The sequence below is a fragment of the Pseudomonas sp. TH41 genome (genome assembly GCF_016650695.1).
In the GTDB taxonomy this organism is placed as follows: domain Bacteria; phylum Pseudomonadota; class Gammaproteobacteria; order Pseudomonadales; family Pseudomonadaceae; genus Aquipseudomonas.
The window spans coordinates 500671-525939 of sequence record NZ_JAEKFH010000001.1 but is presented as its reverse complement, the minus strand read 5'-3'; the positions used below and the strand labels follow the sequence as shown (position 1 = coordinate 525939).

The 25269-nt window shown below is 58.6% G+C and carries 23 protein-coding genes; 8 read left to right on the top strand and 15 right to left on the bottom strand.

Features of this window, described 5'->3' with window-relative positions:
* Positions 1 to 220: 220 nt before the first annotated feature.
* The 4 genes from JFU37_RS02400 to JFU37_RS02385 form a co-directional block, all read right to left on the bottom strand.
* Positions 221 to 769 (bottom strand): cupin domain-containing protein, encoded by a 549-nt coding sequence (locus JFU37_RS02400; protein WP_007895886.1) that lies wholly within the window; start codon positions 767 to 769, stop codon positions 221 to 223.
* A gap of 274 nt (positions 770 to 1043) precedes the next feature.
* Positions 1044 to 2327: an NAD(P)/FAD-dependent oxidoreductase gene (locus JFU37_RS02395; protein WP_201112456.1), complete on the bottom strand. Its 1284-nt coding sequence runs from the start codon at positions 2325 to 2327 to the stop codon at positions 1044 to 1046.
* Positions 2328 to 2379: 52 nt separating this feature from the next.
* Positions 2380 to 3870 carry an aldehyde dehydrogenase gene (locus JFU37_RS02390; protein WP_201112454.1) on the bottom strand — a complete coding sequence of 497 codons (1491 nt, stop codon included), beginning with the start codon at positions 3868 to 3870 and terminating at the stop codon, positions 2380 to 2382.
* A 178-nt stretch (positions 3871 to 4048) separates the two neighbouring features.
* On the bottom strand, positions 4049 to 5425 hold the full coding sequence (locus JFU37_RS02385; RefSeq protein ID WP_201112452.1) for a glutamine synthetase family protein: 1377 nt from the start codon (positions 5423 to 5425) through the stop codon (positions 4049 to 4051).
* A 280-nt stretch (positions 5426 to 5705) separates the two neighbouring features.
* On the opposite strand from JFU37_RS02385, the gene JFU37_RS02380 reads away from it, so the two are divergent.
* From JFU37_RS02380 to JFU37_RS02360, 5 genes are all read left to right on the top strand, one after another.
* Entirely contained in the window at positions 5706 to 6467 is a 762-nt protein-coding gene (locus JFU37_RS02380) for a gamma-glutamyl-gamma-aminobutyrate hydrolase family protein (RefSeq protein WP_201112450.1), read from the top strand.
* Between the two features lie 369 nt (positions 6468 to 6836).
* Positions 6837 to 7979 (top strand): polyamine ABC transporter ATP-binding protein, encoded by a 1143-nt coding sequence (gene potA / locus JFU37_RS02375; protein ID WP_201112448.1) that lies wholly within the window; start codon positions 6837 to 6839, stop codon positions 7977 to 7979.
* 29 nt (positions 7980 to 8008) lie between these two features.
* Positions 8009 to 8890, top strand: coding sequence for an ABC transporter permease subunit (locus JFU37_RS02370; protein ID WP_201112653.1), 882 nt, complete (start codon positions 8009 to 8011; stop codon positions 8888 to 8890).
* Complete coding sequence (locus tag JFU37_RS02365) at positions 8887 to 9771, top strand: ABC transporter permease subunit (protein ID WP_201112446.1); 885 nt, start codon at positions 8887 to 8889, stop codon at positions 9769 to 9771. The genes JFU37_RS02370 and JFU37_RS02365 overlap by 4 nt, the downstream gene beginning before the upstream one ends.
* Before the next feature lie 178 nt (positions 9772 to 9949).
* Positions 9950 to 11047: a polyamine ABC transporter substrate-binding protein gene (locus JFU37_RS02360; protein ID WP_201112444.1), complete on the top strand. Its 1098-nt coding sequence runs from the start codon at positions 9950 to 9952 to the stop codon at positions 11045 to 11047.
* Positions 11048 to 11297: 250 nt separating this feature from the next.
* Here JFU37_RS02360 and thpR read toward each other — a convergent pair whose 3' ends face one another.
* Positions 11298 to 11834, bottom strand: a complete 537-nt coding sequence (gene thpR / locus JFU37_RS02355; protein ID WP_201112442.1) for an RNA 2',3'-cyclic phosphodiesterase — start codon at positions 11832 to 11834, stop codon at positions 11298 to 11300.
* A gap of 60 nt (positions 11835 to 11894) precedes the next feature.
* On the opposite strand from thpR, the gene JFU37_RS02350 reads away from it, so the two are divergent.
* Entirely contained in the window at positions 11895 to 12089 is a 195-nt protein-coding gene (locus JFU37_RS02350) for a hypothetical protein (RefSeq protein WP_201112440.1), read from the top strand.
* 15 nt (positions 12090 to 12104) lie between these two features.
* Here the strand turns inward: JFU37_RS02350 and JFU37_RS02345 are convergent, their stop codons facing one another.
* Positions 12105 to 12458 (bottom strand): DUF1428 domain-containing protein, encoded by a 354-nt coding sequence (locus tag JFU37_RS02345; protein ID WP_201112438.1) that lies wholly within the window; start codon positions 12456 to 12458, stop codon positions 12105 to 12107.
* A 2-nt stretch (positions 12459 to 12460) separates the two neighbouring features.
* Positions 12461 to 13540 carry a hypothetical protein gene (locus tag JFU37_RS02340; protein ID WP_201112436.1) on the bottom strand — a complete coding sequence of 360 codons (1080 nt, stop codon included), beginning with the start codon at positions 13538 to 13540 and terminating at the stop codon, positions 12461 to 12463.
* A gap of 349 nt (positions 13541 to 13889) precedes the next feature.
* On the opposite strand from JFU37_RS02340, the gene JFU37_RS02335 reads away from it, so the two are divergent.
* Positions 13890 to 14171, top strand: coding sequence for a hypothetical protein (locus JFU37_RS02335; protein ID WP_201112651.1), 282 nt, complete (start codon positions 13890 to 13892; stop codon positions 14169 to 14171).
* 18 nt (positions 14172 to 14189) lie between these two features.
* Here the strand turns inward: JFU37_RS02335 and JFU37_RS02330 are convergent, their stop codons facing one another.
* The 5 genes from JFU37_RS02330 to JFU37_RS02310 all read right to left on the bottom strand — a co-directional run bounded on the left by JFU37_RS02330 (position 14190) and on the right by JFU37_RS02310 (position 20226).
* The gene (locus tag JFU37_RS02330) at positions 14190 to 15305 is read right to left on the bottom strand and encodes an HlyD family secretion protein (RefSeq protein ID WP_201112434.1); all 1116 of its coding nucleotides are present in this window, start codon (positions 15303 to 15305) and stop codon (positions 14190 to 14192) included.
* A gap of 6 nt (positions 15306 to 15311) precedes the next feature.
* Positions 15312 to 16160 (bottom strand): hypothetical protein, encoded by an 849-nt coding sequence (locus JFU37_RS02325; RefSeq protein ID WP_201112432.1) that lies wholly within the window; start codon positions 16158 to 16160, stop codon positions 15312 to 15314.
* Between the two features lies 1 nt (position 16161).
* Positions 16162 to 17490 carry a glycosyltransferase family 2 protein gene (locus tag JFU37_RS02320; protein ID WP_201112430.1) on the bottom strand — a complete coding sequence of 443 codons (1329 nt, stop codon included), beginning with the start codon at positions 17488 to 17490 and terminating at the stop codon, positions 16162 to 16164.
* A 6-nt stretch (positions 17491 to 17496) separates the two neighbouring features.
* On the bottom strand, positions 17497 to 18885 hold the full coding sequence (locus JFU37_RS02315) for a TackOD1 domain-containing metal-binding protein (protein ID WP_201112428.1): 1389 nt from the start codon (positions 18883 to 18885) through the stop codon (positions 17497 to 17499).
* Between the two features lie 450 nt (positions 18886 to 19335).
* A complete protein-coding gene (locus tag JFU37_RS02310; RefSeq protein ID WP_201112426.1) occupies positions 19336 to 20226 on the bottom strand; it encodes a LysR family transcriptional regulator in 891 nt (296 codons plus the stop codon).
* 133 nt (positions 20227 to 20359) lie between these two features.
* On the opposite strand from JFU37_RS02310, the gene JFU37_RS02305 reads away from it, so the two are divergent.
* A complete protein-coding gene (locus JFU37_RS02305; protein WP_201112424.1) occupies positions 20360 to 21772 on the top strand; it encodes an MFS transporter in 1413 nt (470 codons plus the stop codon).
* A 26-nt stretch (positions 21773 to 21798) separates the two neighbouring features.
* On the opposite strand, the gene JFU37_RS02300 is transcribed toward JFU37_RS02305, so the two are convergent.
* The 3 genes from JFU37_RS02300 to JFU37_RS02290 are packed head-to-tail and all read right to left on the bottom strand — an operon-like array spanning position 21799 to position 25008.
* On the bottom strand, positions 21799 to 22779 hold the full coding sequence (locus tag JFU37_RS02300; protein ID WP_201112422.1) for a peptidoglycan-binding domain-containing protein: 981 nt from the start codon (positions 22777 to 22779) through the stop codon (positions 21799 to 21801).
* A 4-nt stretch (positions 22780 to 22783) separates the two neighbouring features.
* Positions 22784 to 23500: a hypothetical protein gene (locus JFU37_RS02295; protein WP_201112420.1), complete on the bottom strand. Its 717-nt coding sequence runs from the start codon at positions 23498 to 23500 to the stop codon at positions 22784 to 22786.
* Entirely contained in the window at positions 23500 to 25008 is a 1509-nt protein-coding gene (locus JFU37_RS02290; protein ID WP_201112418.1) for a hypothetical protein, read from the bottom strand. The genes JFU37_RS02295 and JFU37_RS02290 overlap by 1 nt, the downstream gene beginning before the upstream one ends.
* Between the last annotated feature and the right edge of the window lie 261 nt (positions 25009 to 25269).

Here is a 25269-nt window from a genome sequence, read left to right as displayed (position 1 = left end):
TACAAAAAAGGAGCCTGATTTATTTTTATGAAGTTTGCGATCCGCTGCCAAGCGAGGTATGACAGGTAGGCGAACGCAGCCACGAGGTTAATGCCGTTCAGTTAAGGACTGTAGGAGCGAAAGAGCGTCGCGTTTAGCCAGTAAACACGCGTTATCGTTTACGACCATCGCGAGCAAGCTCGCTCCTACAGTAGGCATTAGCCATCGAGGCGGCTTTACATTAGAAGTTAGCCGGGGTGTTAGCGCTGATGATCTCCGCCTCATCCGCCCCAATATTCCGAAACCGATGCGGCAACGTCGTCGGAAAGTAATACCCATCCCCAGCATTCAGAACACTAATCTGCCCATCCACAGTCAATTCAACTGTGCCACGAGTGACGAGCCCACACTCCTCCCCTTCCGAGTGCACAATCGGCTCTTCCCCCGAACTCGCCCCAGGCGCGTACTGCTCGCGCAACAATCGCATCTGCCGACTCGGCACCGAAGCGCCAATCAGCAGCAACCGCAACCCATGACGGCCAAGATCCGGCTGTTCGTTAGCCCGAAACACGTACTGATGCTCACGCGGCGGCTGATCAAAGGTAAAGAAATCCGCCAAGGACATCGGTATGCCTTCGAGCAGTTTTTTCAGGGAGCTGACGGAGGGACTGACGCGATTCTGTTCGATCAGGGAGATGGTGGCATTGGTGACGCCGCTACGCCGGGCCAGCTCGCGCTGGGAGAGCTTGTAGCTTTCGCGTACTAATTTGAGTCGTGAGCCCGTGTCCATGACAGCCTTATGCGAGAAAAAACTTAAGGGTTATGGGGGTGGATGGCGGGCGACTTTTGGCCGCGAAAACACCGCTTCCCTGTCCCGGAAATTTGAAAGGCGGGTATTAAATCACGTTTGGTGGTGTTGCTGTAGGAGCGAGCTTGCTCCGGGCGGCGTTCCGACGATGGTGTGTCAGCTACAGAGACGTTCACTGGCATACCATCGCGAGCAAGCTCGCTCCTACAGGGGGTGTGTGGCAGCCAGGCTTTTAGGTGGCCACCGACTGGGCTGATTAGATCCCGAAACGATCGCGCAGCGCGTAGTACGCGGCGCCCATGGCGGTGAGTGGGGCCTGGAAGGTGCGGCCGCCGATCATTGGCATGTGCGGTAGCGAGGCGAAGGCGTCGAAGCGTTCGGCGTCGCCGCGGATCATTTCCGAGATCAGTTTGCCGGCCAGGTGCGAGCAGGTGACGCCGTGGCCGCTGTAACCCTGCATGTAGTAGGCGTTTTTCTCGATGCGGCCGAATTGCGGCATGCGGGACATGGTCAGCAGGAAGTTGCCGGTCCAGCGGTAGTCGATTTTCACGTCCTTCAGTTGCGGGAAGGTCTTGAGGATTTTCGGCTTGATCAGTTGTTCGATGTCGTCCGGCTCGCGCGCACCGTAGACCACGCCGCCACCGTACAGCAGGCGGTTGTCGGCAGTGAGGCGGTAGTAGTCGAGCAGGTAGTTGCAGTCTTCGACGCAGTAGTTGTTTTTGATCAGGCTACGCGCAACCTTTTCGGACAACGGCTCGGTGACGACGATTTGCGAGCCGCACGGCATGCTTTTGCGCGTGACGCGGTTGTCGAGGTCCTGCGGCAAGTAGGCGTTGCCGGCGATCAGCAGGTACTTGGCGCGGACCACGCCTTTGGCGGTGCGCACGGTGATCGGTTCGCCGTAGGTGATTTCCACGGCGGCCGATTGCTCGTAGATTTTGCCGCCCAGGCCGATGATGGCCGAGGCTTCGCCCAAGGCCAGGTTCAGCGGGTGGATGTGGCCGCCCTGCATGTCGAGCAGGCCGCCAACGTAGTTGTCGCAACCGACTTCGCGCTTGATGTCAGCGGCGTCGAGCATTTTCAGGTTCTTGTTGCCGTAACGTTCCCAGCTGCTTTTCTGCTCGGCCAGGCCTTTGAGTTGCTTTTTGTTCAGCGCGGCGAAGATGCCACCCGGGCGGTAATCGCACTGGATGTCGTAGTGTTGTATGCGCTGACGGATGATGTCGGCGCCTTCGAAGATCATGCTGCCGAGGACTTCGGCGGTCTTGTCGCCATAGCGCTCTTCGATCACATCGACGTCGCGGCTGTAGGAGTTGACCAGTTGGCCGCCGTTGCGACCGCTGGCGCCGAAGCCGACTTTGGCGGCTTCGAGCACGGTCACGCTGTAGCCGGCTTCGGCGAGGAACAGGGCCGAGGACAAACCGGTGTAACCGGCGCCGATGATACAGACGTCGCATTCCACCAGTTCTTCAAGCACCGGGAAGTCGCCGGTGAAGTTGCGGGTGGCGGCGTAGTAGCTGTTTACATGTGCTTGTTTCATAGTTTTCTCCGATGGCCGCCAGCACCTGCCGGCGACCGCCGTTGTAGAAGTATTAGAGCTTGATCCAGGTCGCTTTGAGTTCGGTGTATTTGTCGAACGCGTGCAGCGATTTGTCCCGACCGTTACCCGACTGCTTGTACCCGCCGAACGGCGCGGTCATGTCGCCGCCGTCGTACTGGTTGACCCAGACACTGCCGGCACGCAAGCCGCGAGCGAAGGTGTGGGCCTTGCTCAGGTTGCTGGTCCAGACGCCGGCGGCCAGGCCGAAGATGCTGTCGTTGGCGATGGCCAGCGCTTCTTCAGCGGTGTCGAAGGTGATCAGTGACAGTACCGGGCCGAAAATTTCTTCACGGGCGATGGTCATGGCGTTGGTCACGCCGTCGAAAATCGCCGGTTCCACGTACAGGCCGCCCGTGTCTTCGAGGGTGCGACTGCCGCCCGCGATCAGTTGCGCGCCCTGGTCTTTGCCGACCTGGATGTAGCGCAGCACGTTGTCCAGTTGACGCTGATCGACAACCGCACCGACGGTGGTGGCCGGATCGAGGGCATGCCCCGGTTTCCAGGCTTGCAACGCTTCCACCAGCAGCGGAATGAACTGCTCGCGAATCGAACGCTCTACCAGCAAGCGCGAGCCGGCGGTGCAGACTTCGCCCTGGTTGAAGGCGATCGCACCCGCCGCCGCTTGTGCTGCCGCGCGCAGATCCGGCGCGTCGGCGAACACCACGTTCGGGCTCTTTCCGCCGGCTTCGAGCCAGACGCGTTTCATGTTGCTTTGCCCGGCGTAGATCAACAGTTGCTTGGCAATCGCGGTCGAGCCGGTAAAGGCCAGCACGTCGACGTCCATGTGCAACGCCAGTGCCTTGCCGACGGTGTGGCCGAAGCCCGGCAGGACGTTGAACACGCCTTTCGGGATGCCCGCATCCAGCGCCAGTTGCGCGATGCGGATCGCGGTCAGTGGCGACTTTTCCGATGGTTTGAGGATGAACGAGTTGCCGGCGGCCAGGGCCGGGGCGAATTTCCAGCTGGCCATGATCAGCGGGAAGTTCCACGGCACAATGGCGGCGACGACGCCCGCCGGTTCGCGGGTGATGAGGCCGAGTTGGTCGTGGGGCGTGGCGGCGACTTCGTCGTAGATCTTGTCGATGGCTTCGGCGCTCCAGCGGATCGCGTTGGCGGTCGCCGGGATGTCGATGTTCATCGAGTCGTTGATCGGCTTGCCCATGTCGAGGGTTTCGAGCAGGGCGAGTTCTTCCTGGTTGGCCAGGATCAGGTCGGCGAAGCGAATCAGGATGCGCTTGCGCTCGGCCGGGGCCAGATTGGCCCAGATGCCGGAGTCGAAGGTGCGACGCGCGACGGCGACGGCGGCATTGGCGTCAGCTTCGTCGGTGCTGGCGACGTTGGCCAGGAAGCGACCGTCGACCGGGCTGATGCACTCAAAGGTGTCGCCACTGAGTGCGGAACAGTATTGGCCATCGATGAATGCGCGGCCTTCAAGTGTTAGGGACTGGAAGCGTTGTTCCCAGTCGCTGCGAGTGTTTGTCATTGTTGTGACTCGACGCAGAGGAATAAGTGATCGTCAGGCTGGCGCCTGTCATTTAAAACCTGGAATGCAATCCCCTGTAGGAGCTGCCGAAGGCTGCGATCTTTTGACTTTGCTTTTTTAAGATCAAGATCAAAAGATCGCAGCCTTCGGCAGCTCCTACAGGGTTATTCACCAGTCGTTAGACGGTGTGCAGGTACCAGTTGTACTCAAGGTCCGAGATGGAGTTCTCGAACTCGGCCAGCTCGCTTTCCTTGCACGCCACGAACACGTCGATGTACAGCGGGTCGATGTAACGGGCCATGACTTCGCTGTCGTCCAGCTCGCGCAGTGCATCGCGCAGGTTGTTCGGCAGGCTCTGCTCGTTCTGCTCGTAGCTGTTGCCTTCAACCGGTGCACCCGGCTCGATTTCGTTGGTCAGGCCGTGGTGAATACCGGCCAGGACCGACGCCATCAGCAAGTAGGGGTTAGCGTCGGCGCCGGCAACGCGGTGCTCGATGCGCACCGAGTCGGCAGAACCGGTCGGCACACGTACCGCAACGGTACGGTTGTCGATGCCCCAACTCGGCGAGTTCGGCACGTAGAACTGTGCGCCGAAACGACGGTAGGAGTTGACGTTCGGGCACAGGAAAGCCATCTGCGCCGGCAGGGTCTCGAGCACACCGCCGATCGCGTGTCGCAGCGCGGCGTTCTGCTCGGGATCCTCGCTGGCAAAGATGTTATTGCCTGCTTTGTCGAGAATCGAAATGTGCACGTGCAAACCGTTGCCCGCCTGGCCCGGATACGGCTTGGCCATAAACGTGGTGTCCATCTCGTGGTCGTAGGCGATGTTCTTCACCAGACGCTTGAGCAACACCGCGTAGTCGCAGGCCTTGATCGGGTCATTGACGTGATGCAGGTTCACTTCGAACTGCGCCGGGGCGCTTTCCTTGACGATGGCGTCGGCAGGAATGCCCTGCTCTTTCGCGCCTTCGAGGATGTCTTGCAGGCAATCGACGTATTCGTCGAGGTCGTCGATCAGGTAGACCTGGGTCGACACCGGACGCTTGCCCGATACCGGCGAACGTGGCGACTGCGGACGACCGTTCACGTTGTCCTGGTCGATCAGGTAGAACTCCAGTTCGAACGCCGCACAGATGGTCAGGCCAAGTTCGTCGAACTTGCGCACCACATTGGCCAGCACTTCGCGTGGATCGGCAAAGAACGGCTCGCCTTCCAGTTCGTGCATGGTCATCAGCAACTGAGCGGTTGGGCGCTTCTGCCACGGCTCAATGCTCAGGGTGCCAGGGATGGGGAAGCAAATCCGGTCAGAGTCGCCGATGTCCAGACCCAGGCCGGTGCTTTCCACCGTAGAACCGTTGATGTCCAGAGCAAACAGTGACGCCGGGAGGTTAATGCCTTTTTCGTAAACCTTATGAAGACTGGTGCGCTCGATGCGCTTACCGCGCACCACACCGTTCATATCCGCAATCAGAAGGTCGACGTACAAAACCTCAGGATATTTCTTAAGGAATGCGTTTGCTTCGTTGAGTTGAACGGCACGCAGAGGGACCGACATGATGCACCTATTAGCTGTTAATTATTATGTTCACTACCCTTTCACGAGCCCAGTCAATCCGAAAGGCAAAGTGAAGTCAATAGCGAACACTTGGCCTTTCAACCTTTATTTTCGGGCCTCTTTTGGGCACGAGAGTGCCAGATAAGTCTTGCGCACCGCGTAAATACTGAGCTTCGGACGTATGGCGTTTAGAATTTTTTACATGAGAGTTGTTAATTAAAATCAACAAGGCTAAGCTCCGGAAAAGCTCGTTCAAGTGTGAAACTTCGAGGTGATAAAAATGGCACTCAAGCCATTGATCGGCGTTACAGCGTGCGTCAAACAGATTGGCCTGCACCCCTACCACATCAGCGGCGACAAGTACTTGCGTGCTGTCAGCGTCGCGGCTTTGGGGCTGCCCGTCATCATTCCTTCCTTAGGTGATCTGACCGAAATCGATGATCTGCTCGCGCAGCTCGACGGTCTGTTGCTGACCGGCTCGCCGTCGAATGTGGAACCTTTCCACTATCAAGGCCCGGCCAGCGCTCCCGGCACGGATCACGATCCGGCGCGGGACGCCACGACCCTTCCTTTATTGCGTGCAGCCATTGCGGCGGGCGTTCCGGTGCTCGGCGTCTGCCGGGGCTTCCAGGAAATGAACGTGGCGTTCGGTGGCAGCCTGCATCAGAAGGTGCATGAACTGCCGGGCATGCTGGATCACCGCGAAGCGGACAGCCCGGAGCTGGCGGTGCAATACGCACCGGCGCATGCGGTGACTGTGCAGCCGGGCGGTGTGTTCGAAGCGCTGGAGTTGCCGGTCGAGTTCAGGGTCAATTCGATTCACAGCCAGGGCATCGACCGCCTCGCGCCGGGCCTGCGTGCCGAAGCGGTTGCGCCGGACGGTTTGATCGAGGCGATTTCGGTGGACCACAGCCCGACGTTCGCCGTCGGCGTGCAATGGCACCCGGAATGGCAGGTGCTTTCGAATCCTCCTTATTTGAGTATTTTCCAGGCGTTCGGTGATGCATGCCGGCGACGGGCCGCGCTGCGTAGAACGCGCTGACTTAACACACCAACAATCAATTTACTGCCCCCGTGAGCCAGGCGGGCGTGCCCTTGCGCGCCCATCCCTCACGACAACGACACACCGCGATAACAACAAGTACCACCCAGGCAGCCAGGATGGCGGCGCCGAATAAGCCCGACTGGAATGGGCCAGTGATTCAACCGCAAATCCCTGTGGGAGCGGGCTTGCTCGCGAAGACGGAGTGTCAGTCGACATCCTCGTCGCAGATACACCGCTTTCGCGAGCAAGCCCGCTCCCACAGGGGGACCGCGTTTCGATTGACTGGCACCGTATGCCCCGGGCTTGCAATCAACTATTAAGTCAGGCCGCGTTGGCCCGACGACTGAAACCTGTTGGGAGTTTCACATGGCAAACGCCTCCAGCATTTACAGGAAGGCTCTTGAAGGTCACCAGGCACCGAAAAAGGTGTTGGTGAAAATCGATCGCGTCACCAAGAAATTCGACGAAACCACCGCTGTGGATGATGTCTCGCTTGAGATCCATCAAGGCGAAATCTTCGCCCTGCTCGGCGGTTCCGGCTCGGGTAAATCGACCCTGCTGCGCATGCTCGCAGGCTTCGAACGCCCGACCGAAGGCCGGATTTTGCTCGACGGCGTGGACATCACCGACATGCCGCCCTATGAGCGGCCGATCAACATGATGTTCCAGTCGTACGCCTTGTTCCCGCACATGACCGTGGCACAGAACATCGCCTTCGGCCTGAAGCAGGATCGTTTGTCCAACAGTGAAATCGACGCCCGCGTTGAAGAAATGCTGCGCCTGGTGCACATGACCCAGTACGCCAAGCGCAAGCCGCATCAGTTGTCCGGTGGTCAGCGTCAGCGTGTGGCACTGGCTCGTTCCCTGGCCAAACGTCCGAAGCTGTTGCTGCTCGACGAACCGATGGGTGCCCTGGATAAAAAGCTGCGTTCACAGATGCAACTGGAGTTGGTGGAAATCATCGAACGCGTGGGCGTGACCTGCGTGATGGTGACCCACGATCAGGAAGAGGCCATGACCATGGCCCAGCGCATCGCGATCATGCACCTGGGCTGGATCGCCCAGATCGGCAGCCCGGTCGACATTTATGAAGCACCGGTCAGCCGCATGGTGTGCGAATTCATCGGCAACGTGAACGCCTTCGATGGCACGGTGGTGGAAGACCTTGAAGGTCACGCGATCATTCACAGCCCGGACCTGGAACAGAAGATTTACGTCGGTCACGGTGTCAGCACCTCGGTGCAGGACAAGACGATCACCTACGCGATCCGCCCGGAAAAAATGCTGGTCAGCACCACCAAACCGGACACTCGCTACAACTGGTCCCAGGGCAAAGTGCATGACATCGCCTACCTTGGCGGTCACTCGGTGTTCTACGTGGAATTGCCTGGCGGCAAAGTCGTGCAGTCGTTCATGGCCAACGCCGAACGTCGTGGCGCGCGTCCGACCTGGGATGACAAAGTCTACGTGTGGTGGGAAGACGACAGCGGCGTGGTACTGCGCTCATGAAAACACTCAATCAGCAGTTTATGCGGCTGATGCCGAGTGGTCGTAAGCTCGTCATCGGAATTCCGTTCCTGTGGCTGTGCCTGTTTTTCCTGTTGCCGTTCTTCCTGGTGATGAAGATCAGCTTCTCGGAAGCGGCGCTGGCCATTCCTCCTTACTCAGAGATTTACACCTACGCCGAGCAAAAATTTCAGCTGTTCCTGAACGTCGGCAACTACCTGCTGCTGACCGACGATGAGCTGTACATCTCGGCCTACCTCGGCTCGCTGAAGGTTGCGCTGTTCAGCACGCTGATGTGCCTGGTGATTGGCTTCCCGATGGCCTACGCCATTACCAAGGCCAACAAGGAAACGCAAAACGTCCTGATGCTGTTGATCATGATGCCGACCTGGACCGCCATCCTGATCCGCGTTTACGCATGGATGGGTATCCTCAGCAACAACGGTTTGCTCAACGCGTTTTTGATGTGGACCGGGCTGACCGATCACCCGATCGAGATCCTCAACACCAACACCGCCGTGTACATCGGCGTGGTTTACGCCTACTTGCCGTTCATGGTGTTGCCACTGTACGCCAACCTGGTCAAGCACGATGGCAGCCTGCTGGAAGCCGCGTCTGACCTGGGTTCGAGCAACTTCAACAACTTCTGGAAAATCACCGTGCCGCTGGCCAAGAACGGGATCATCGCCGGCTGCATGCTGGTGTTCATTCCGGTGGTCGGTGAGTTCGTGATTCCGGAACTGTTGGGCGGCCCGGAAACCCTGATGATCGGTCGCGTGTTGTGGCAAGAGTTCTTCAACAACCGCGACTGGCCGGTGGCGTCTGCGCTGGCGGTGGTGATGCTGTTGATCCTGATTGTGCCGATTCTGCTGTTCAACCGCAGCCAGGCCAAAGAGATGGAGGCACGGGGATGAAACGTTTCGGGTTTTCAAAAATGATGCTGGTGCTCGGCCTGTCGTTTATCTACTTGCCGATGCTGATTCTGGTGATCTACTCGTTCAACGCCTCCAAACTGGTGACGGTGTGGGGCGGCTGGTCGTTCAAGTGGTACGCCGGCCTGCTCGACAACACCCAACTGATGGGCTCGGTGGTGCGCTCGCTGGAAATCGCCTGCTACACCGCGGTGGCGGCTGTGGCGCTGGGGACGTTGGCGGCATTCGTGCTGACTCGCGTCACGCGTTTCAAGGGCCGCACGTTGTTCGGTGGCCTGGTGACCGCGCCGTTGGTGATGCCGGAAGTGATCACCGGTCTGTCGCTGTTGCTGCTGTTTGTGGCGATGGCACAGTTGATCGGCTGGCCGATGGAGCGTGGCATCGTCACCATCTGGATCGCCCACACCACGTTCTGTGCGGCGTATGTGGCGGTGGTGGTGTCGGCGCGCTTGCGTGAGCTGGACCTGTCCATCGAAGAAGCGGCCATGGACCTCGGGGCGAAGCCGTTCAAGGTGTTTTTCCTGATCACCATCCCGATGATCGCGCCGTCACTGGCAGCCGGCGGCATGATGTCGTTTGCCCTGTCGCTGGATGACCTGGTGTTGGCGAGCTTCGTCTCCGGCCCGGGTTCGACGACCCTGCCGATGGAAGTGTTCTCGGCGGTGCGTCTGGGTGTGAAACCGGAAATCAACGCCGTGGCCAGCCTGATTCTGTTGGCGGTATCGATTGTGACCTTCATGGTCTGGTTCTTCAGCCGCCGCGCCGAAGCCACCCGCAAACGCGCGATCCAGGAAGCAATGGACCAGACCGCCAGCGAATCCTGGCAACAACCGAAGAAACAGATGGTTGGGGCCACCGCCTAATGTAGGAGCTGCCGCAGGCTGCGATCTTTTGATCTTGCTTCTAAAAATCAAAAGATCGCAGCCTCGTTTCACTCGGCAGCTCCTACAAGATGATGGGTCCCCTCCCTTGCCACAGGTTTTATGTTCACTGCATTTTTGCTTTGTGATTTTGAATAAAAAGAGAATTGGAGTTGTACCGATGAAAATGTTTGGCAGGACTCTGCTGACACTGTCCTTATTGGGCGCAATCGCCACTGGCGCCCAGGCCAATGACAAGGTACTGCGCGTCTACAACTGGTCGGATTACATCGCCCCGGACACCGTCAAGAAGTTCGAAGACGAGACCGGCATCCGCGTGACCTACGATGTGTTCGACAGCAATGAAACCCTTGAGGCACGGCTGCTCGCGGGCAAATCCGGCTACGACATTGTCGTGCCGTCCAACAGTTTTTTGGCCAAGCAGATCAAGGCTGGCGTGTATCAGGAACTGGACAAGTCGAAGCTGCCCAACTGGAAGAACCTCAACCCGGTCCTGCTGAAAAACGCTTCCGCCAGCGACCCCGGTAACGGTCACGCCTTCCCGTACATGTGGGGCTCGATTGGCATCGGCTTCAACCCGGACAAGGTCAAGGCAGTGCTCGGCAAAAATGCGCCGACCAACTCCTGGGACCTGCTGTTCAAACCTGAAAATGCTGAAAAACTCAAAGCCTGTGGCATCAGTTTCCTTGATTCGCCGACCGAGATGCTCCCGGCCGCCCTGCACTATCTGGGCTACCCGGTGAACACCCAGGACAAGGATCAGATCGCCGAAGCTGAAGCACTGTTCATGAAGATTCGGCCGTCGGTGGCTTACTTCCATTCGTCGAAGTACATCTCTGACCTGGCCAACGGCAACATTTGCGTGGCGGTCGGTTACTCCGGCGACGTGCTGCAGGCCAAGGCTCGCGCCAAAGAAGCCGGCGACACCGTGAAGATCGACTACAGCATTCCAAAGGAAGGCGCGGGCAGTTTTTATGACATGGTCGCGATCCCTCGGGACGCTGCGAACGTCGAGAACGCTTACCTGTTCATGAACTTCCTGATGCGTCCGGACATCATTGCCGAGATCACCAACAACATCGGCTACAGCAACGCCAACTCAGCGGCGACGCCGTTGGTGGATGAGGCGATTCGGGATGACCCGGGCTCGTACCCATCACAGGAAGTGATGGCGACGCTGTATGCCATTCCTGATCTGCCGATTGCTGTTCAGCGGGTGATGACGCGCGGCTGGACCCGGGTGAAGCTCGGTAAGTAATTCACTCGAAGCTGCCATCGCGAGCAGGCTCGCTCCCACAATTATCTTTGGTGAACCACAGAATTGTGAGCAACGCCGAACCCTGTGGGAGCGAGCCTGCTCGCGAAGAGGCCATCACATTCAACATAGATGTCTGTTTACTGTTTTCCGTTCACGCAGCGCCTTACCACCGCTGCACCTCTCTCAAGAACGGCCTCACCTGGCTTCCTCGGTTAAGGTGAATTTGGGCGCCCTCCTCGGGCGCCTTTTTTTATGGCACGAGTGGCCACTCGGCCAGCGCTCGATAACGGCCCTTATGGGATTCGTACAAGGTGAAGTGATCGGCGCGCAGGAAAAACTTGGGGGGCGTAGCCGATTCCGGGACCGGCACTCGGTAGTCACGCATCAACGTCAGGTGCGGCCGAAACTCTTTGGATGATTCCTCGAATCCAAACGGCAGCATCGCCTGCTCCAGCGCATACACCAGCCGCAGTAACTCCGCAGGCGCCTGCTCCGAGGCGAGCACCAACACCCCTGCCCTGCGCCAGCTGTCCACTCGATCAAGCACAACCCGCAACGGCACACCCGGCACTCGAACCTTCGCGGCGGCCGTGCAGATGTCCGCGATCTGTACCACGCCAACCGATCCCAGAAACATCAGTGTCAGGTGGAAGTTTTCCGCGGGTACCGTGCGCCCACTCCGAAGCTGAAGGGCGCTGCGCCATTGGGCAATGGCCTTGCGCTGCTCGACGGGGCAGTTCAACGCGAAGAACAGCCGTTTGGACGGTTCATGGGTTTCGTCGCTCACGCCTGGCACCTCCTGACATGCACGTTATAGTTGAACCAACCGAACACACGGGATGGGGCCATGCGAGAGATCATCAGCAAAGAGCCGTGGTGGGCAATGCCCCCCAAACCCGGTCAGGATGAGTCCGAACTGGACTGGGGCTGGCTGGTTCACTATAGCGAAGGTGAGCCGCGCTTCGAATTCGTCAAAGAGCGACCGACGGACAATGAGATCCGCAATCGCAAGAGTTGCAGGATCACCCCGACGCCGGAGTGATCCTGACGTTTGGTTTCAGGCTTGCACGATCATTTTGAATCCACCGAACACCATGCGCTGGCCATCAAACGGCATCGGATTGACGTCCGCTTTCATCCGCGGATCGGTCATCATTTTCTGCATGCCTGCATCGCGGGTGGCCTTGTCTGGCCAAATGATCCAGCCAAACACCACCGTTTCGTCTTCCTTGCGTTTCACTGACATGGGAAACGAGGTCACTTTCCCTTCGGGTACATCGTCGCCCCAGCACTCGGCGAGGCTAAGGGCGCCGCTTTCCTTGAAAATGGCAGCGGTGATTTCAGCGTGTTTCTTGAATTGCTCGCGGTTGGCAGTCGGTACGGCAGCGATAAAGCCATCAACGTAAGACATAGTCATTCTCCTGCTGGAGGTAGTGGGTCAATCTGATGGTTAGTCGATTCAGTCGGGCCCAAATCGACAGCTCCCGCGTCCGCACCGACCGACGGTTCGGCACTCCCCGCCAGATTGCCCTCGATCTGCGCCGCCATGTACAGCGTGCCAGCCATCACGCCGGTCGTCGGGTTTTGCACCAGCTTCAGCCAGGCCTTGTCGAACGTATTGCCCAGGCTGCTGCGAATCAGCGCCTCGCTGTCAGGTCGGTCATTGGCCTGAATGATGGCGCGAATCCCTGCAACACCCACGGTGATCAATCCCCCGGCGAGTTTGCCCGCCGCCGCTGCCACGGCACTGGCCGCGCCTCGAGGGGCCATTTCGGCTTCCATCCGTTGGCTGGCGCGCTTGGCCACCGGCGCCATGGCGGTGTCGGTCGACGCGACCCCCTTGTTGCCACCCGCCTCATGAATCTTGGCGATCAGCGCCGCATAGGCCGGCAACGTATTCAGCGGTGTGGTGTGCATCACCTGATACAACGACGCGTCGCGAGCAGGCGGCGGCCCGAGCGCAATCGCGGGGATTTTCTGGATGCGCCCGTTGAGCTGAGCCATCGGCACATTGTGGCGCTGAGAGATTTTCTGCAGTTCTTCCTGAAGAATGTCCACGTAGAACGCCGTCGCCAAGCCGAGAATCGCGTCAGGATCGATCTCCACCGCGACCGGCGCCAATACGCGCTCTTGGTATTGTTCCAGCAGATAGGCCGCCAGGCGCTTGGCCGAAGCGTCCTGCTCGCCCTTGGCGCTGATGGTGTACCAGCTGACCTTCATCGATAGCCATTCCTGGGTCCAATAACTGCTGAACCATGGAATGAAGTTCTCTTCGGTCCGTTCATAGACCCGTGTTCGCCAGTATTCCATGGCACCGCGCGCGTAGATTTTTGTCTGCTCGGTGGCCGATTGCGACGCAGTGACAATCTCCCGATCCACCTGCTGCCAAGTGCTCTGGGAGATGATCACTGGCGGCGGTGCCGGGGCACGCACAGGCGTGGCGCATCCCGCCAACACCACCAGCACGGCGACGATCAGCGAACGCAGCTTCAAGATCGCGGTTCTCTTAAGTGTTACGCCGAACGAAATGTTCGGTGATCAAAAACATCCTGATTTGAGTATAGGCGGCTGTTGATGGCCGCCTTGAGGTTGAGGGTGTTCTGAAGGACCTCATCGCGGGCAAGCCCGCTCCCACAGTGATCAGCGGTGGAATACAGATTTGCGAACGAAACTGAACCCTGTGGGAGCGAGCTTGCTCGCGATGGGGCCCTCGCCCCCCCCCCAAAATCCGACCATCACTGGCGTCGATATTCACCATCGCCGCGAATGCCTTCCGCTCAATTACCGTCAGCGTAGGATCGATCCCAACCCGACACGAAACCCCGTATTGGAGGGGCGAATCATGATCCACTTTGTCAGCCTGGCCGTGAGCTTTCCGGTATTCGGCAGCAATTACTACGCTCAACAATTCGAGTCTCGCAAAGTGTTGACGCTGGTGTTTGACAAAAAGTTCGAAGCGATGCTGATACCGGCAGCCGACCACCATTTCACCAACGAAGTCGTCGGGCTCAATGATCAGTTTCGTTTTTTGAACGATGTACTGGCTGAGCATTTGCTGGACGCCGAACTGGCTCAGCGCACCGGCCGTTCGTCCACATTTTCATCCAGACTATTTAATAACTGACGCAAACGCCGGCATCAGTTATCGACTCTCCGCGGCGGTGGCGACGTTTCGATCCATTGCAACGAAGTCCCCCAATTGTTCGATAAGCTCACGCCCGTCACTGAACATTTGCTGCCAGTCAGTGGGAAAGCGAACATTCAATGGCAGTTGATCGATTCTCCAGCGTTGCGTCAGGGGTTGATCGAACCGCGCAGCGACCTGCAAGCCCACCTCACTGGTTGCGAACGGCCCTCGCAATACCGTCGGCGTGCGACCGGCGCTGTCCACTGCCTGGATAACATGCGCAGTCAGCCACTCGCCATTGGGCATGCGAACGCGCAACGGTTGGCCAATTGCGGCATAGGTGATGTTCAGCGGTTCCAGATAAATCCACAGCACGGGCTCTTCCAGCCGCTCCATGCGCATCAGCAATGTACCGGCACCGACGTTTTCGCCGGGCGTTACCAATACCTCCGCAATCCGTCCGCTCTGCGCCGCCTTGACCGACAACGCGTCGAGGCGCGTTTTCAACCACTGCTGCTCGGCGTTCTGTTGAACAATCTCTCGCTCAACGCTCAAGGGTGACTGACGCGCCTGTTGATCGCGTTGCTCGAACGCCATCAAGTCCGCTTGAAAGGCGTCGCGTTCGGATTCGGCTGCCAGCACTTCACCCGGAGAGACGGCGCCTCGTGACACCAGGTCCTGAAGCGTCCTCACGCGCTCCCCCGCCCTGCCCACTCGAGTCTTGAGCAACTGGCGCTCCTTGCCACTCAATACGGCATTGGTGGCGGGCGCTTTGTTCGCCGGCAGGGCAGCGAGTTGCGCGAGCCGGGCACGCCATTCCGGATTGTCGAGATTGACCAACGGCTGATCGGTCCGCACCTGGTCACCGGCCTTGACAAAAAGCTGCTCGACCCGACCGGCATCCCGCGCCCGCACTTCAAGAATCGGCAGGCGCAACTGCGCCGGTGCGTCGATCATCAGCATGCCGTAAGCCAGTTTGCCGCCCAGCCACAACAGCGGGCTCGCGACCAGCAGCAGGATCAAGTACCAACGCACGCGAAACGCCATGCGTTTGCCCGGTGCGTACAGCACACTCAAGCCCTGCTCCTGGGTCGGATTGAGTTCTTTGCGACTATCGAAACGAATCTTCATGACGGCTCACCGTTTTGGGAAGTCTCGCCAGGCTTGCCAGTCGATACCGGCAATCCCTTGTGGTTGAAGCTGTTCGCGCCAGACACTGTTCTGGCGTTGCAACTGCTCAGTGGACGCGCCGGCCCAGGATTCCGTGGCATCCAATTGCGGCTCGGCGCTTTGCGCCAGGCGAAATTGCAGATCGGGCCAACGTTTGGCAATCTGCTCTGCCATTCGTGCGCTGTTTTTCGGGTTGCGGGTATAAATCATCAGGCTGACCTGGCGCACACCCGCCTCGGGAAGCGCACAAGGCACACAGGTTTGTCCGGGTTTGGCCTCGGCGAACCAGCGATGATGGCTGGAAATCTCCACTGGCCAAGGGCTCTCCCGGGAGGCCATACGCAAGGTGTCGAGCCAGTTCTGCAAGTGCTGATCCGGGACGGGTACGCCCAACTGCTCGACCTCCAGGTCCAGGTGCAGGCTGGCGAAGGGAAGTCCTTTCAGTTTCGTCAATAAATGGCTGAGCTGATCGCGTTGCTGCGGCTCAATCCAGGCCGAATCGCCGAGCAACAGGCTCACTTGCAGCCCCTGAGCGGCCGCTTCCTGCAGCAATTTCCCAAGCTGGTCACGCGTTCTGACCAGGTCACTTAACTGTGCGGCCTTAAGGCCAAGGTAGATCTTGTCCATCCCGGCTTTACTCAGTGCCGCCAGTTCCGTGGCACGCTGGCCGGGATCGAGCAACGCTTCGCTGTCCCAGACATAACTGGCCTGGGACCATTTAACCGATTGCGCCGCCATGGCCTGGAGCGCCAGAGGGGGTGCGATCAGCATCGCGACGGGTAACGCCAGCGACAGGACCAGCAGTATCGAGCGCATTTCAAAACCTCGTGGCGCGTTTGAGCACCCACCACGGCGCCATCGAGCTTTCTTCATGGCCCCGACGAAAGATTTCGTTGAGCATGGCCACTGCGCTCCAGCAGCGCAGCAGCAGCATGAACAGCGGGAAGACAGGCACCAATAACCCCAGGGTCATGTCCTGCCGAGGCCGGTCCGACACCATCGTCAACATGGCGCCGAACAACACCATGGTGATGATCAGGTACAGCAGATAAATCAGCACAAACAGAAACAGCAACGTCTTGCCCGGCAGAATAAACAGCGCCAGCAAGGTGTAGCTGAAGATCATGAAGGGCAGCACCAACTGAAAAAAGAAGCCGCTGACCAGGATCATCAGAAAGGTTGGCCAGCCCAGTAATTTGGGATTGATGTTGCGGCTGTGCTTTCTGATGTACAGAAAAAACAGATCGCCATCCCAGCGCAAGCGTTGCATCAGAAACTGACTGAGCGTCGCCGGTGCATCGGTATGCCCGATCGCTTCCGGCTCGAATGGAATCCTCAAATCGTGGCGCTTGAAGTAACTTTTGATGCGCAACGTCAGGTCCAGGTCCTCTGCGGTATGCGTGTTCCAGCCACCGATTTTTACCAGGAAACTGCGGCGAAATGCCCCAAACGCCCCAGAGACGTTATTGACCAGGTTCCATTCGGCCAGACCGATTTTCGACATATGGATCGACAACAGGTATTCCAACGCCTGCATCGCTGTTACCCAGGAGGCCCAGACATTGCGCACCCGCAGGCTACCGGCGACCGCAGGCACCGAGGGATCCTCGAAATGCCGCACGATGGCGCTGACCATGTTGTTGTCGAAGGACGTATCGCCATCGAGCGCCATCACGATTTCACCGCTGGCAAGCGACAGGCCGGCGTTCAATGACGACACCCGCCCGCCCCGCTGCCATTTGGCGATCGGGCGCAAATGGCGCCTGGGGTACAACTGCGGATCCACGTTAAAACTGCGAACGGCGCTGAGCGTCGGCTGGTTGATCGTGGCCCCGTCCACCACCGGAATCATCTCGATGTGCCCCGGGTAGGTCTGTTCGCACAGGCTTAACAGCGTGGTTTGAACGTCCATCCCTTCGCTGTAGCAGGTGATGATGCACGAGACTCTGGGCCGATAGAGGCTGACCTTTGGCACACCGGTGCGCCGGCGTGCAAACCAGCGCAACACCCCCAGCATCACCATGATCAGCATGGGCAATTCAAAGATCAGGAACGACGGAAAAAGCATGTAAAACAACCGGCTCAGACCATCCGGCCCAGCGAATCCGCCGAGTGCGTTGTAGAGTTGTTCCATTAAAGGGCTCATGGCGTTTCACACCAACTCACTGGCCAGACGGGCCAGTAGTAATTCACCATTTTCCTGATCGCGAAGATCGTCGGGCGCAGTGATGCTGACGACCTGCAGGGAAACATCACTCACCTCCGGTGCGGAAAATAACTCGGCAACCCGGCCCAAACGCTGTTTGACGCATTCCAGTCCCTTGCTATCGGTATGCGGAAGCATGATCCAGAAAAACTCTTCCGTACTTCGAGAGCAGCGGTCTGTTTCCCTGACGGTCTCCTTCATGCGATCAGTCAGGCTATCGATGAAGGCATGGCCGCGGTGTTCACCGAGACGAGCCAGTGTATTGGTCAGGTTAACGAAGCGCAGGCCGATCAGTGAGAAGGTGGGCAACGGGTAGCGCCGTACCAGCTGGATCTGCCAGGTCAGGAGATCATAAAAATCCTTGCCGCCTAATAGATTGAGTCGACCGAAGTGCTGAATCGATCGCTCACCGAACTCCTGGCGACAACGAAAACGTCCTGCCTCGGCCAAACGGAAATCCCTGACTTCCCGTACTCGCAACTTGTCGGGCGTGTGGGACAAGCCGCAGTCCAGGCAGCGTGCCTGCACGTCGGCATCGACAAAAAACGCCTGAAATGACCGGCAGCGATAGTTCTCCATAGGACGGTCGTAATCAGTCCCGATATGGCGCAACCGGTTCAAACAGTTGGGGCACAGCAACACGCCGTCTTTGAGAAACGATTCCTGCGGCCCCACATGACCACAGGTAAAGCAGTGCAGCGAAGGCTGCCGGGAAATGTCCAGGGCCTGACATTCGGCACACACATCGACGTAATTGAGCCGGCCCGAACCGCAGTTTGAACAGAGGCGAACGCGATCTACCAGCACCCCCTCCTCCAGCCAGTCCTGTTGCACCATCAAACCAAGCCAGACAAACGGGTTGATTTGCTCGTTATCAGCCAGGGCGTCCAGCAACGGATAACGATAATGCTGAGGCACTTCCGGGTCTCGCAGGGCATAGACATGGGCGTTGTCGCGTAACCACAGCCAGGTGAGCACCCGGCTTTCAAAACGCTCAGGGGCAACCGCCTGCTTGAACAGCTTGAAGCGTTCTTGCCATACACCCCAGAAGGTTTTTATTTCACTGGAATCAATCGGGCACGCACCGTCACCCAAGGCCTCACACCAGCCGTTCTGGTCACGGCAACAATAAATGAGGGTGTATCGATAGGCGGGAATCGAGCGCAGCTTTTGAAGCACTCGCCCCGCATAAGCTGCTGGCATGTCAAGCAGCACGACATCAGACGCGGCGGCAGCCAACAAGCTGCCGAGATCGGCAAAGTATTCAAGCTCTGGAAGATTCAAGGATGGAACTTTATTACCGAGTATCGCAATCCGGGGACTTGACGTCGCCATGATGCTGACCCCTATAGACGGACCGATTAATCAACAGGAGGTAAAAACCCTAGCACTCTGACGGGAAATTGCTTGAAGTTATTTATTTATACGACGAACGCGAAGTCTTGCCGCGCAGGCACTGAACCTCAACACTTATTCGAGAGAGCCAAACAATCAATTATTTTTCTATTATTTCATAGAGTTATATAACTATAAGCATTAATTCCTGCAACTACTACACTGCTATTTAATTGCCATCATCGATAGCCTTACGCCATACAACATCTGTTACAGTGCAATGCATAGAGCCCTCACCACTACCTTGCGCCACTTAATAAGTTCAGATTTTTTTTCTATATAAAAATAACTAATAATTATTCCCAATAACACACTGATGCGTTACAACCACCTAACACCTACTGCATAGATGTACATAGAAACTTATTTAACTTTAAAACCAAGTGCTCATTACCGAATACAGACATCACGCAGGCAACCACGCAACCATTGATGGGCGGGATCTGCATCCAGCCTCGGATGCCACAGCATCGCCACCGTGAACATCGGCAAGGAAAACGGCAGCGCAAAGCTGTGCATTCCTGTGCGCAGGTTCCCAGTGTGGCGCTCAGGTACGCTTGCGATCAGGTCGGTAGCCCGGGCGAGCGCAAGCGCTGTTGAAAAGCCGGCGACTATGGTCGCGATTTCCCGCGTCAACCCAAGCGGTTCAAGCGCTTCATCGACAGGCCCCTTGTCGAGTCCCCGCCGAGAGACACTGATGTGGCGGCCTGCCGCATAACGAGCAGGCGTGATCTCGCCCTGGCTCAGCGGATGGCCGATGCGCACCACGCCGATGAAGCGGTCGCGGAACAAGCCCTGCGTGCGTAATTCCGGGCCGGCGTCTTTTCCCACGACCCCCGTTTCCAGGTCGACCGTCCCGTCCCGCAGTGCAGTGCTGTCCTTGTCGGGTTTGTGCATGAAGCGCAGCCGCACACCCGGCGCTTGCTCGTTGATTCGAGCAATGAGCGCCGCGCCGAAATTCTCGACAAAGCCTTCGCTGGTGCGCAGCGTAAAGGTGCGCACCAGTTGTGTGAGGTCAGGCGGTTCAGCGGGGCGCAGAACCGCTTCTGCGTCCTGCACCAACTGGCTGACCCGCTCGCGAAGTTCGAGCGCTCGCGGCGTCGGCACAAGGCCCCGCCCGGCTCTGACCAGCAACGGATCCCCCGTCGTCTCACGTAACCGCGCGAGTGCCCGACTCATCGCCGACGGACTCAGCCGCAAGCGTTTGGCGGCACGTGCCACGCTGCCTTCGGCGAGCAGCACATCAAGGGTGACCAGCAAGTTGAGATCGGGAATGGACATCGTACACCCGCAGTATTTTGATATGGCGTTTGACGCACGAATAAAGTGCAAAGGGTGCGTCTTCCGCCATGTTAGGCCTGGGCGTAGATTTCTGATAGCTCCGCTTCGGGAGTTGCCAGAAAAGAGGGACACGATGAAACCAACGATTGCTCTAGTGGACAGCGCGCCAGCGATTCCTTCGGTTCGATGGGCGCTGGCCAGCCTTGCGCTCTCGATGTTGCTGTCCTCGCTCGGCACCAGCATTGCCAATGTGGGTTTGCCGACCTTGGCCCAGGTCTTTCACGCCTCCTTCCAGGACGTGCAGTGGATAGTGCTGGCGTATCTGCTCGCCATCACCACCCTGATCGTCAGTGTCGGGCGGCTTGGCGACATGACGGGCCGTCGTCGGCTTCTACTCACCGGGGTCGGCGTATTTACGCTGGCTTCAGCACTGTGCGGTGTCGCGCCCACCCTCGAATTTTTGATTGCGGCCCGGGCGCTGCAAGGGCTCGGCGCAGCAATCATGATGGCGCTCACCATGGCGTTTGTCGGCGAAACGGTGACGAAGGCGAAAACCGGTAGCGCCATGGGTTTGCTGGGGACGATGTCGGCGATGGGCACCGCGATGGGGCCATCGCTCGGTGGCATGCTGATTAGCGGATTCGGCTGGCGGATGATCTTTTTGATCACCGTACCTCTGGGGCTGCTGACGTGGGTGCTCGCGCGTCGCTATTTGCCCGCAGATAACCAAAAGCCCAAGACCCATCGTGCCGGCTTCGACGCGCTGGGCACGCTGCTGCTGGCGCTGACACTCGCCGCGTATGCCTTGGCCATGACTGTCGGGCGCGGCAGTTTCGGGGCGTTGAACGTGGGGCTGCTGGGCGCGGCGTTTTTGGGTGTCGGCCTGTTCATTTTCACCGAAGCGCGCGCTGCCTCGCCGTTGATTCGCTTGGCGATGTTTCGCGATCCGGTGCTGAGCGGGAGCCTGGCCATGAGCACGCTTGTCGCAACGGTGATGATGGCGACTCTGGTGGTCGGGCCCTTCTATCTTTCCCATGGGCTCGGGCTTGATGCCGTTCTGGTGGGCATTGTCTTGTCAGTCGGGCCGTTTGTCGCGGCGCTGACCGGTGTGCCCGCAGGTCGTATAGCCGACCGAATGGGCGCCCAGCGCATGACAATCGCCGGGCTTCTCGCCATGGCAGCCGGCTGCCTGACGTTAGCGGTGCTGCCGGAAACGCTCGGCATCGGCGGCTACGTCGCGCCCATGATCGTCGTCACCCTCGGCTATGCCCTGTTCCAGACCGCCAACAACACGGTAGTGATGGCGAATGTTCAGCCAGAGCAACGAGGCGTCGTTTCTGGCCTGCTCAATCTGTCACGCAATCTGGGGCTTATCACCGGCGCCTCCGCGATGGGCGCGGTGTTCGCCTTTGCCTCGGCGACGGCCGACATCACCACGGCGCGGCCGGAAGCCGTTGCCAGTGGAATGCGCATGACTTTTGCGGTGGCGCTGTTGTTGATTTGCATTGCTTGCGCCACCTATAAGGCGTCCCGCACCTCACAGTGATGGAAGCAAACTTCGTGCGATGACGTTTACAGCAGGCGCCAGAAGCTTGGGGTATTGGCGCCAGGCGCTTGGGCGGTATCGCCGCTGATCACGGCGAAAAAGTCATTGAAGTATTGGAGATAGGCATCGGCGTGAAAGATATGCTGCTGCTTGTCACGCATCGTCTGCACCAGCCCCCATGGGCTTTCTTCTTTCGGCCGTAACGAACCTGCGTTGTAGGCGATCGCTACAAGAGGCGGGTCAAAATTGGTTGGCTGTTTGGCCGAGACCGCCTGCTTTTTCATGTAACAGGCTGCAGCCCGTATTGACGTTTCGGCATCCAGCAAGGCGGCACGGTCCAGCGATTTGTCGCCCGTGGCCGAACGGGCCGTGGAGATCAACGTCTGCATCAGGCCAGGTGAAACCTTGTCGGGTGTAGACACATCATCGACATAGCCGGGCTCTTGGCGAACGTCGCCAGCACGCCCGTTGCTTTCAGTGCAGGCCGTTGCGACCAGCAGCTCCACCGGCACGCCATAGGCGGCCGCGCACTTTTCGAACGCGGCGCGATAATCCCGCCAGGTTCGCGCTGCCGTCTCGGGTTCCCCGCCGGTGCGTGGCAGCTTACCGTCCACCCTCACCCCCTCCTTTGTCAGCGCCCAGCGTGCGTTGCCGTCACCGATGGGTGCCCCGTGCAACTGGGCCAGACGCGTCTTGTAGGGCTCGAGCACCGTATACCAGGAAACTGAAATGATGCTCGGCGCGGGCACGTTAGTGTTGGCCGCCAGCACTGTGCCAGCGGCTTTATCGGAGAACAGTAAGCTCCAGGTGTTGCGGCCGACGATGCCGTCTTCCTTAAGTCCATGTGCATGCTGAAACTGCTGCACGGCTTGCGCGGTGCCTGGACCAAATACGCCATCGGCCGGATCGCTCAGTAGTTTCGCGCGGGCTAACGCCAGCTGCACCGCACGAATATCGAGCCCGCGCATCAACGGAAAGCAGAATGACAGATCGCTGAAAAGGTCCATGGTCTCACTCCGTACAACCGATGATCAGGTGATGCAGTTGGTCGGCATCGTGCGATACGCGGTCGAGGGTTTGGCTTTGTTCACTGTTCACGCCTAGTCGCTGCGCCGCACGGGCTGCTTCGTCGGCCGAGCGCGCCGCCGCGCAGCGCTGTGCATCGTTACCCGCCCCCGGTCGTGCGAGATAGAGCTGACTCATGGCTTGCCAGAACAGCGCGTCGGCACGTGAAAGCGCCGTGGCCTGCTCGGCGCTCTGGCGTACGAACACTTTGCCCTGCTCGATCGACGAGGCATTTTCCGCCAGGCAATAGAGTGCTTGCGCCTGCAGGTTCTTGAGCGAAACTTTCCCGGCGGGAGTCAACGATGCGTCACCCAATTGCTCACTTTTCGAGTAGCTGGCCACCGCGGTGTTCAGCCGCCCGTTGGCCCCAGGCGGCGGGCAGAACGCATTCGGCGCAAGGCTGGCAAAGGCGAGATGCTGATTGGCCTCGCCATAGATCGCATAGAGCTTGGCGCATCCTTCAAGGACAGGCTGACAGTCGCTGACCGGCGCTTCATCGGTAATGGCCTGCCAGTTGCCGGCACTACGCGCCTGTTGGTAACGATTGAGCTGCCCGACAACAGGGTCCAGCCCATCCGCAACGTGCGAGCAGCCAACCAGGGCGAACACCAGGAGCGGCACCGTGCGCAGTAAGACATGCCCAGTGGTGAGGGTCAGAGGCATCACGGCCTCCAGATCTGGGCGAGTAAATGCACAGGATCGATATTGATTTTTCGCATGTAACCCACCCACAGGATGAGGGCCTCCATTGCGATGTGCGGCTCGTCAGTGGTACCGGGTTTGCCTATCTGTTTGAGCACCTCATTTACGGTGTCCAGACTGGGGGCCGCGGTTGGGACGAGCGCTGTACCGGTCAGTGGTGCAAGTGCGTTCTGGATGTGCTCGGTCGTAATGTCTTGCGATGACTGTTCCCACAGCAACACACTTCTGAACTCAAGCAGCCCATCTTCCAGCTCACCGCGGCTGGCAAAGAGCGTTGTATTGGCGCCATATTTCGCCCACAGGTTATCGGCGCCCTCGTCGCTCAGGACCTGCGTCAGGAGATCACTGACGAAGGCGGGTGTTTGTCGTTGCACGCTGAAGGCCCGAGCAAAAATCGGGCTTTGCTCAAGCGCTATGGCCGCCGAGGTCGCTGACACCTGACCGTGACTGATGATCTGCGGATCGTACGGTGCATTGAGCACCCGCGCGACCCAACGGCGGTATTGATCCGAGCCCAGTTGCCAGGCCGTGCCCAATGCCAACGCGACGACGGTGATCGGGGTCAGCCCACTGATGACGGGCATCACGGTCGAGGCGGCCTTCAAGAGTTCCACCACCGGTGATGCGCCAAGCAGGCCTTGTGCCGCATCGGCGACCTGCTTCACCGACTCGGGCGTCAGCCCATCGGCTTCCACCCCCTGCACTGCGCCCAGTGCGAGGTTAGCCTTCGCCAGGGCATCGGCGGCCCCCTCTGGAATCAATCCTTTGGGTAGCATCGGACCGAGCGTGTTAATCAACACCTCGGCACCGGATACATGCGCCTGAAGACGCACCAGCTCCTCGCGCAATTTGCCGCGAGTCTCGGTGGTCTGCAACGCCGTTTTGGCCTGTGCCACGTCGCCGCCCAGCGCACTGACTTGATTTTCAAGCTTGCGCTTTCCTTCCTCGGACTCCCCCAAAAGCTTGACCGTCTGGCGGGTGGTCTGAGCATCGGCGCTGCTGCTACGCGAGCCGAAGTAGTACGAAAAGACGCCAATGATGATGCCATTGACATACCCGGCGACCGCATCACTCAGATTCAAGACATCGGTATACATCAGCAATGGCAAGCCAATAACGCCAACGATCAGCGCAATCACCGCACGCACGGTCCCCTCAGGCAATGCCATCGGCGTGTCTTTCAAATTGGCGAATGCGCTCGCAGCGTCAGTCGACGACATGGCGCGAATCAACGAGAAGGACCGTGCACACAGCCACCACAGGAACGCCGCAAAACTTAAACCCACTAGAAATACAAGCGTCGCAATGCGTGACTTACTGTCCGAAAAAGTCAGAAATCCCATGAGTTCGGTAAAAAGGCCCGTGGTTTTAAGCGCAAAAACCACAATGAAAATCGATAGGCCATAACCCAACAACTTGAGCGGCCCGCTGAATATTTTCCACAGTCGATCAACGGCGTCCTTTGTCATGTTAGTTGCCCTCGCCTACCACCGTTTTCGAACAAACGGCCCTGTATGTGTCTCAAGTCTGAAACATCCAGGCAACTACTGAACGGCACTCCAGCAGCAACAGAAGACCCATTCAAAGCATGGACTGTGCTCTTAATCGTTAGTGTAGGCAGTTTCAAAAAATCCGCGCTCACCTAACAAAGCGTTAAAAGAAATATGACCTATAACGATTGGCGATTATTTGCTGGCAACTGTCCAGCCGGTAGAAGCCAGGAGCCCAGT

What these genes read in the sequence shown, in the direction of transcription:
- JFU37_RS02400 (WP_007895886.1), bottom strand. Translation starts at nt 769, where the DNA reads ATGGACACGGGCTCACGACTCAAATTAGTACGCGAAAGCTACAAGCTC.
- JFU37_RS02395 (WP_201112456.1), bottom strand. Translation starts at nt 2,327, where the DNA reads ATGAAACAAGCACATGTAAACAGCTACTACGCCGCCACCCGCAACTTC.
- JFU37_RS02390 (WP_201112454.1), bottom strand. Translation starts at nt 3,870, where the DNA reads ATGACAAACACTCGCAGCGACTGGGAACAACGCTTCCAGTCCCTAACA.
- JFU37_RS02385 (WP_201112452.1), bottom strand. Translation starts at nt 5,425, where the DNA reads ATGTCGGTCCCTCTGCGTGCCGTTCAACTCAACGAAGCAAACGCATTC.
- JFU37_RS02380 (WP_201112450.1), top strand. Translation starts at nt 5,706, where the DNA reads ATGGCACTCAAGCCATTGATCGGCGTTACAGCGTGCGTCAAACAGATT.
- potA (WP_201112448.1), top strand. Translation starts at nt 6,837, where the DNA reads ATGGCAAACGCCTCCAGCATTTACAGGAAGGCTCTTGAAGGTCACCAG.
- JFU37_RS02370 (WP_201112653.1), top strand. Translation starts at nt 8,009, where the DNA reads ATGCCGAGTGGTCGTAAGCTCGTCATCGGAATTCCGTTCCTGTGGCTG.
- JFU37_RS02365 (WP_201112446.1), top strand. Translation starts at nt 8,887, where the DNA reads ATGAAACGTTTCGGGTTTTCAAAAATGATGCTGGTGCTCGGCCTGTCG.
- JFU37_RS02360 (WP_201112444.1), top strand. Translation starts at nt 9,950, where the DNA reads ATGAAAATGTTTGGCAGGACTCTGCTGACACTGTCCTTATTGGGCGCA.
- JFU37_RS02350 (WP_201112440.1), top strand. Translation starts at nt 11,895, where the DNA reads ATGCGAGAGATCATCAGCAAAGAGCCGTGGTGGGCAATGCCCCCCAAA.
- JFU37_RS02345 (WP_201112438.1), bottom strand. Translation starts at nt 12,458, where the DNA reads ATGTCTTACGTTGATGGCTTTATCGCTGCCGTACCGACTGCCAACCGC.
- JFU37_RS02335 (WP_201112651.1), top strand. Translation starts at nt 13,890, where the DNA reads ATGATCCACTTTGTCAGCCTGGCCGTGAGCTTTCCGGTATTCGGCAGC.
- JFU37_RS02330 (WP_201112434.1), bottom strand. Translation starts at nt 15,305, where the DNA reads ATGAAGATTCGTTTCGATAGTCGCAAAGAACTCAATCCGACCCAGGAG.
- JFU37_RS02325 (WP_201112432.1), bottom strand. Translation starts at nt 16,160, where the DNA reads ATGCGCTCGATACTGCTGGTCCTGTCGCTGGCGTTACCCGTCGCGATG.
- JFU37_RS02320 (WP_201112430.1), bottom strand. Translation starts at nt 17,490, where the DNA reads ATGAGCCCTTTAATGGAACAACTCTACAACGCACTCGGCGGATTCGCT.
- JFU37_RS02315 (WP_201112428.1), bottom strand. Translation starts at nt 18,885, where the DNA reads ATGGCGACGTCAAGTCCCCGGATTGCGATACTCGGTAATAAAGTTCCA.
- JFU37_RS02310 (WP_201112426.1), bottom strand. Translation starts at nt 20,226, where the DNA reads ATGTCCATTCCCGATCTCAACTTGCTGGTCACCCTTGATGTGCTGCTC.
- JFU37_RS02305 (WP_201112424.1), top strand. Translation starts at nt 20,360, where the DNA reads ATGAAACCAACGATTGCTCTAGTGGACAGCGCGCCAGCGATTCCTTCG.
- JFU37_RS02300 (WP_201112422.1), bottom strand. Translation starts at nt 22,779, where the DNA reads ATGGACCTTTTCAGCGATCTGTCATTCTGCTTTCCGTTGATGCGCGGG.
- JFU37_RS02295 (WP_201112420.1), bottom strand. Translation starts at nt 23,500, where the DNA reads ATGCCTCTGACCCTCACCACTGGGCATGTCTTACTGCGCACGGTGCCG.
- JFU37_RS02290 (WP_201112418.1), bottom strand. Translation starts at nt 25,008, where the DNA reads ATGACAAAGGACGCCGTTGATCGACTGTGGAAAATATTCAGCGGGCCG.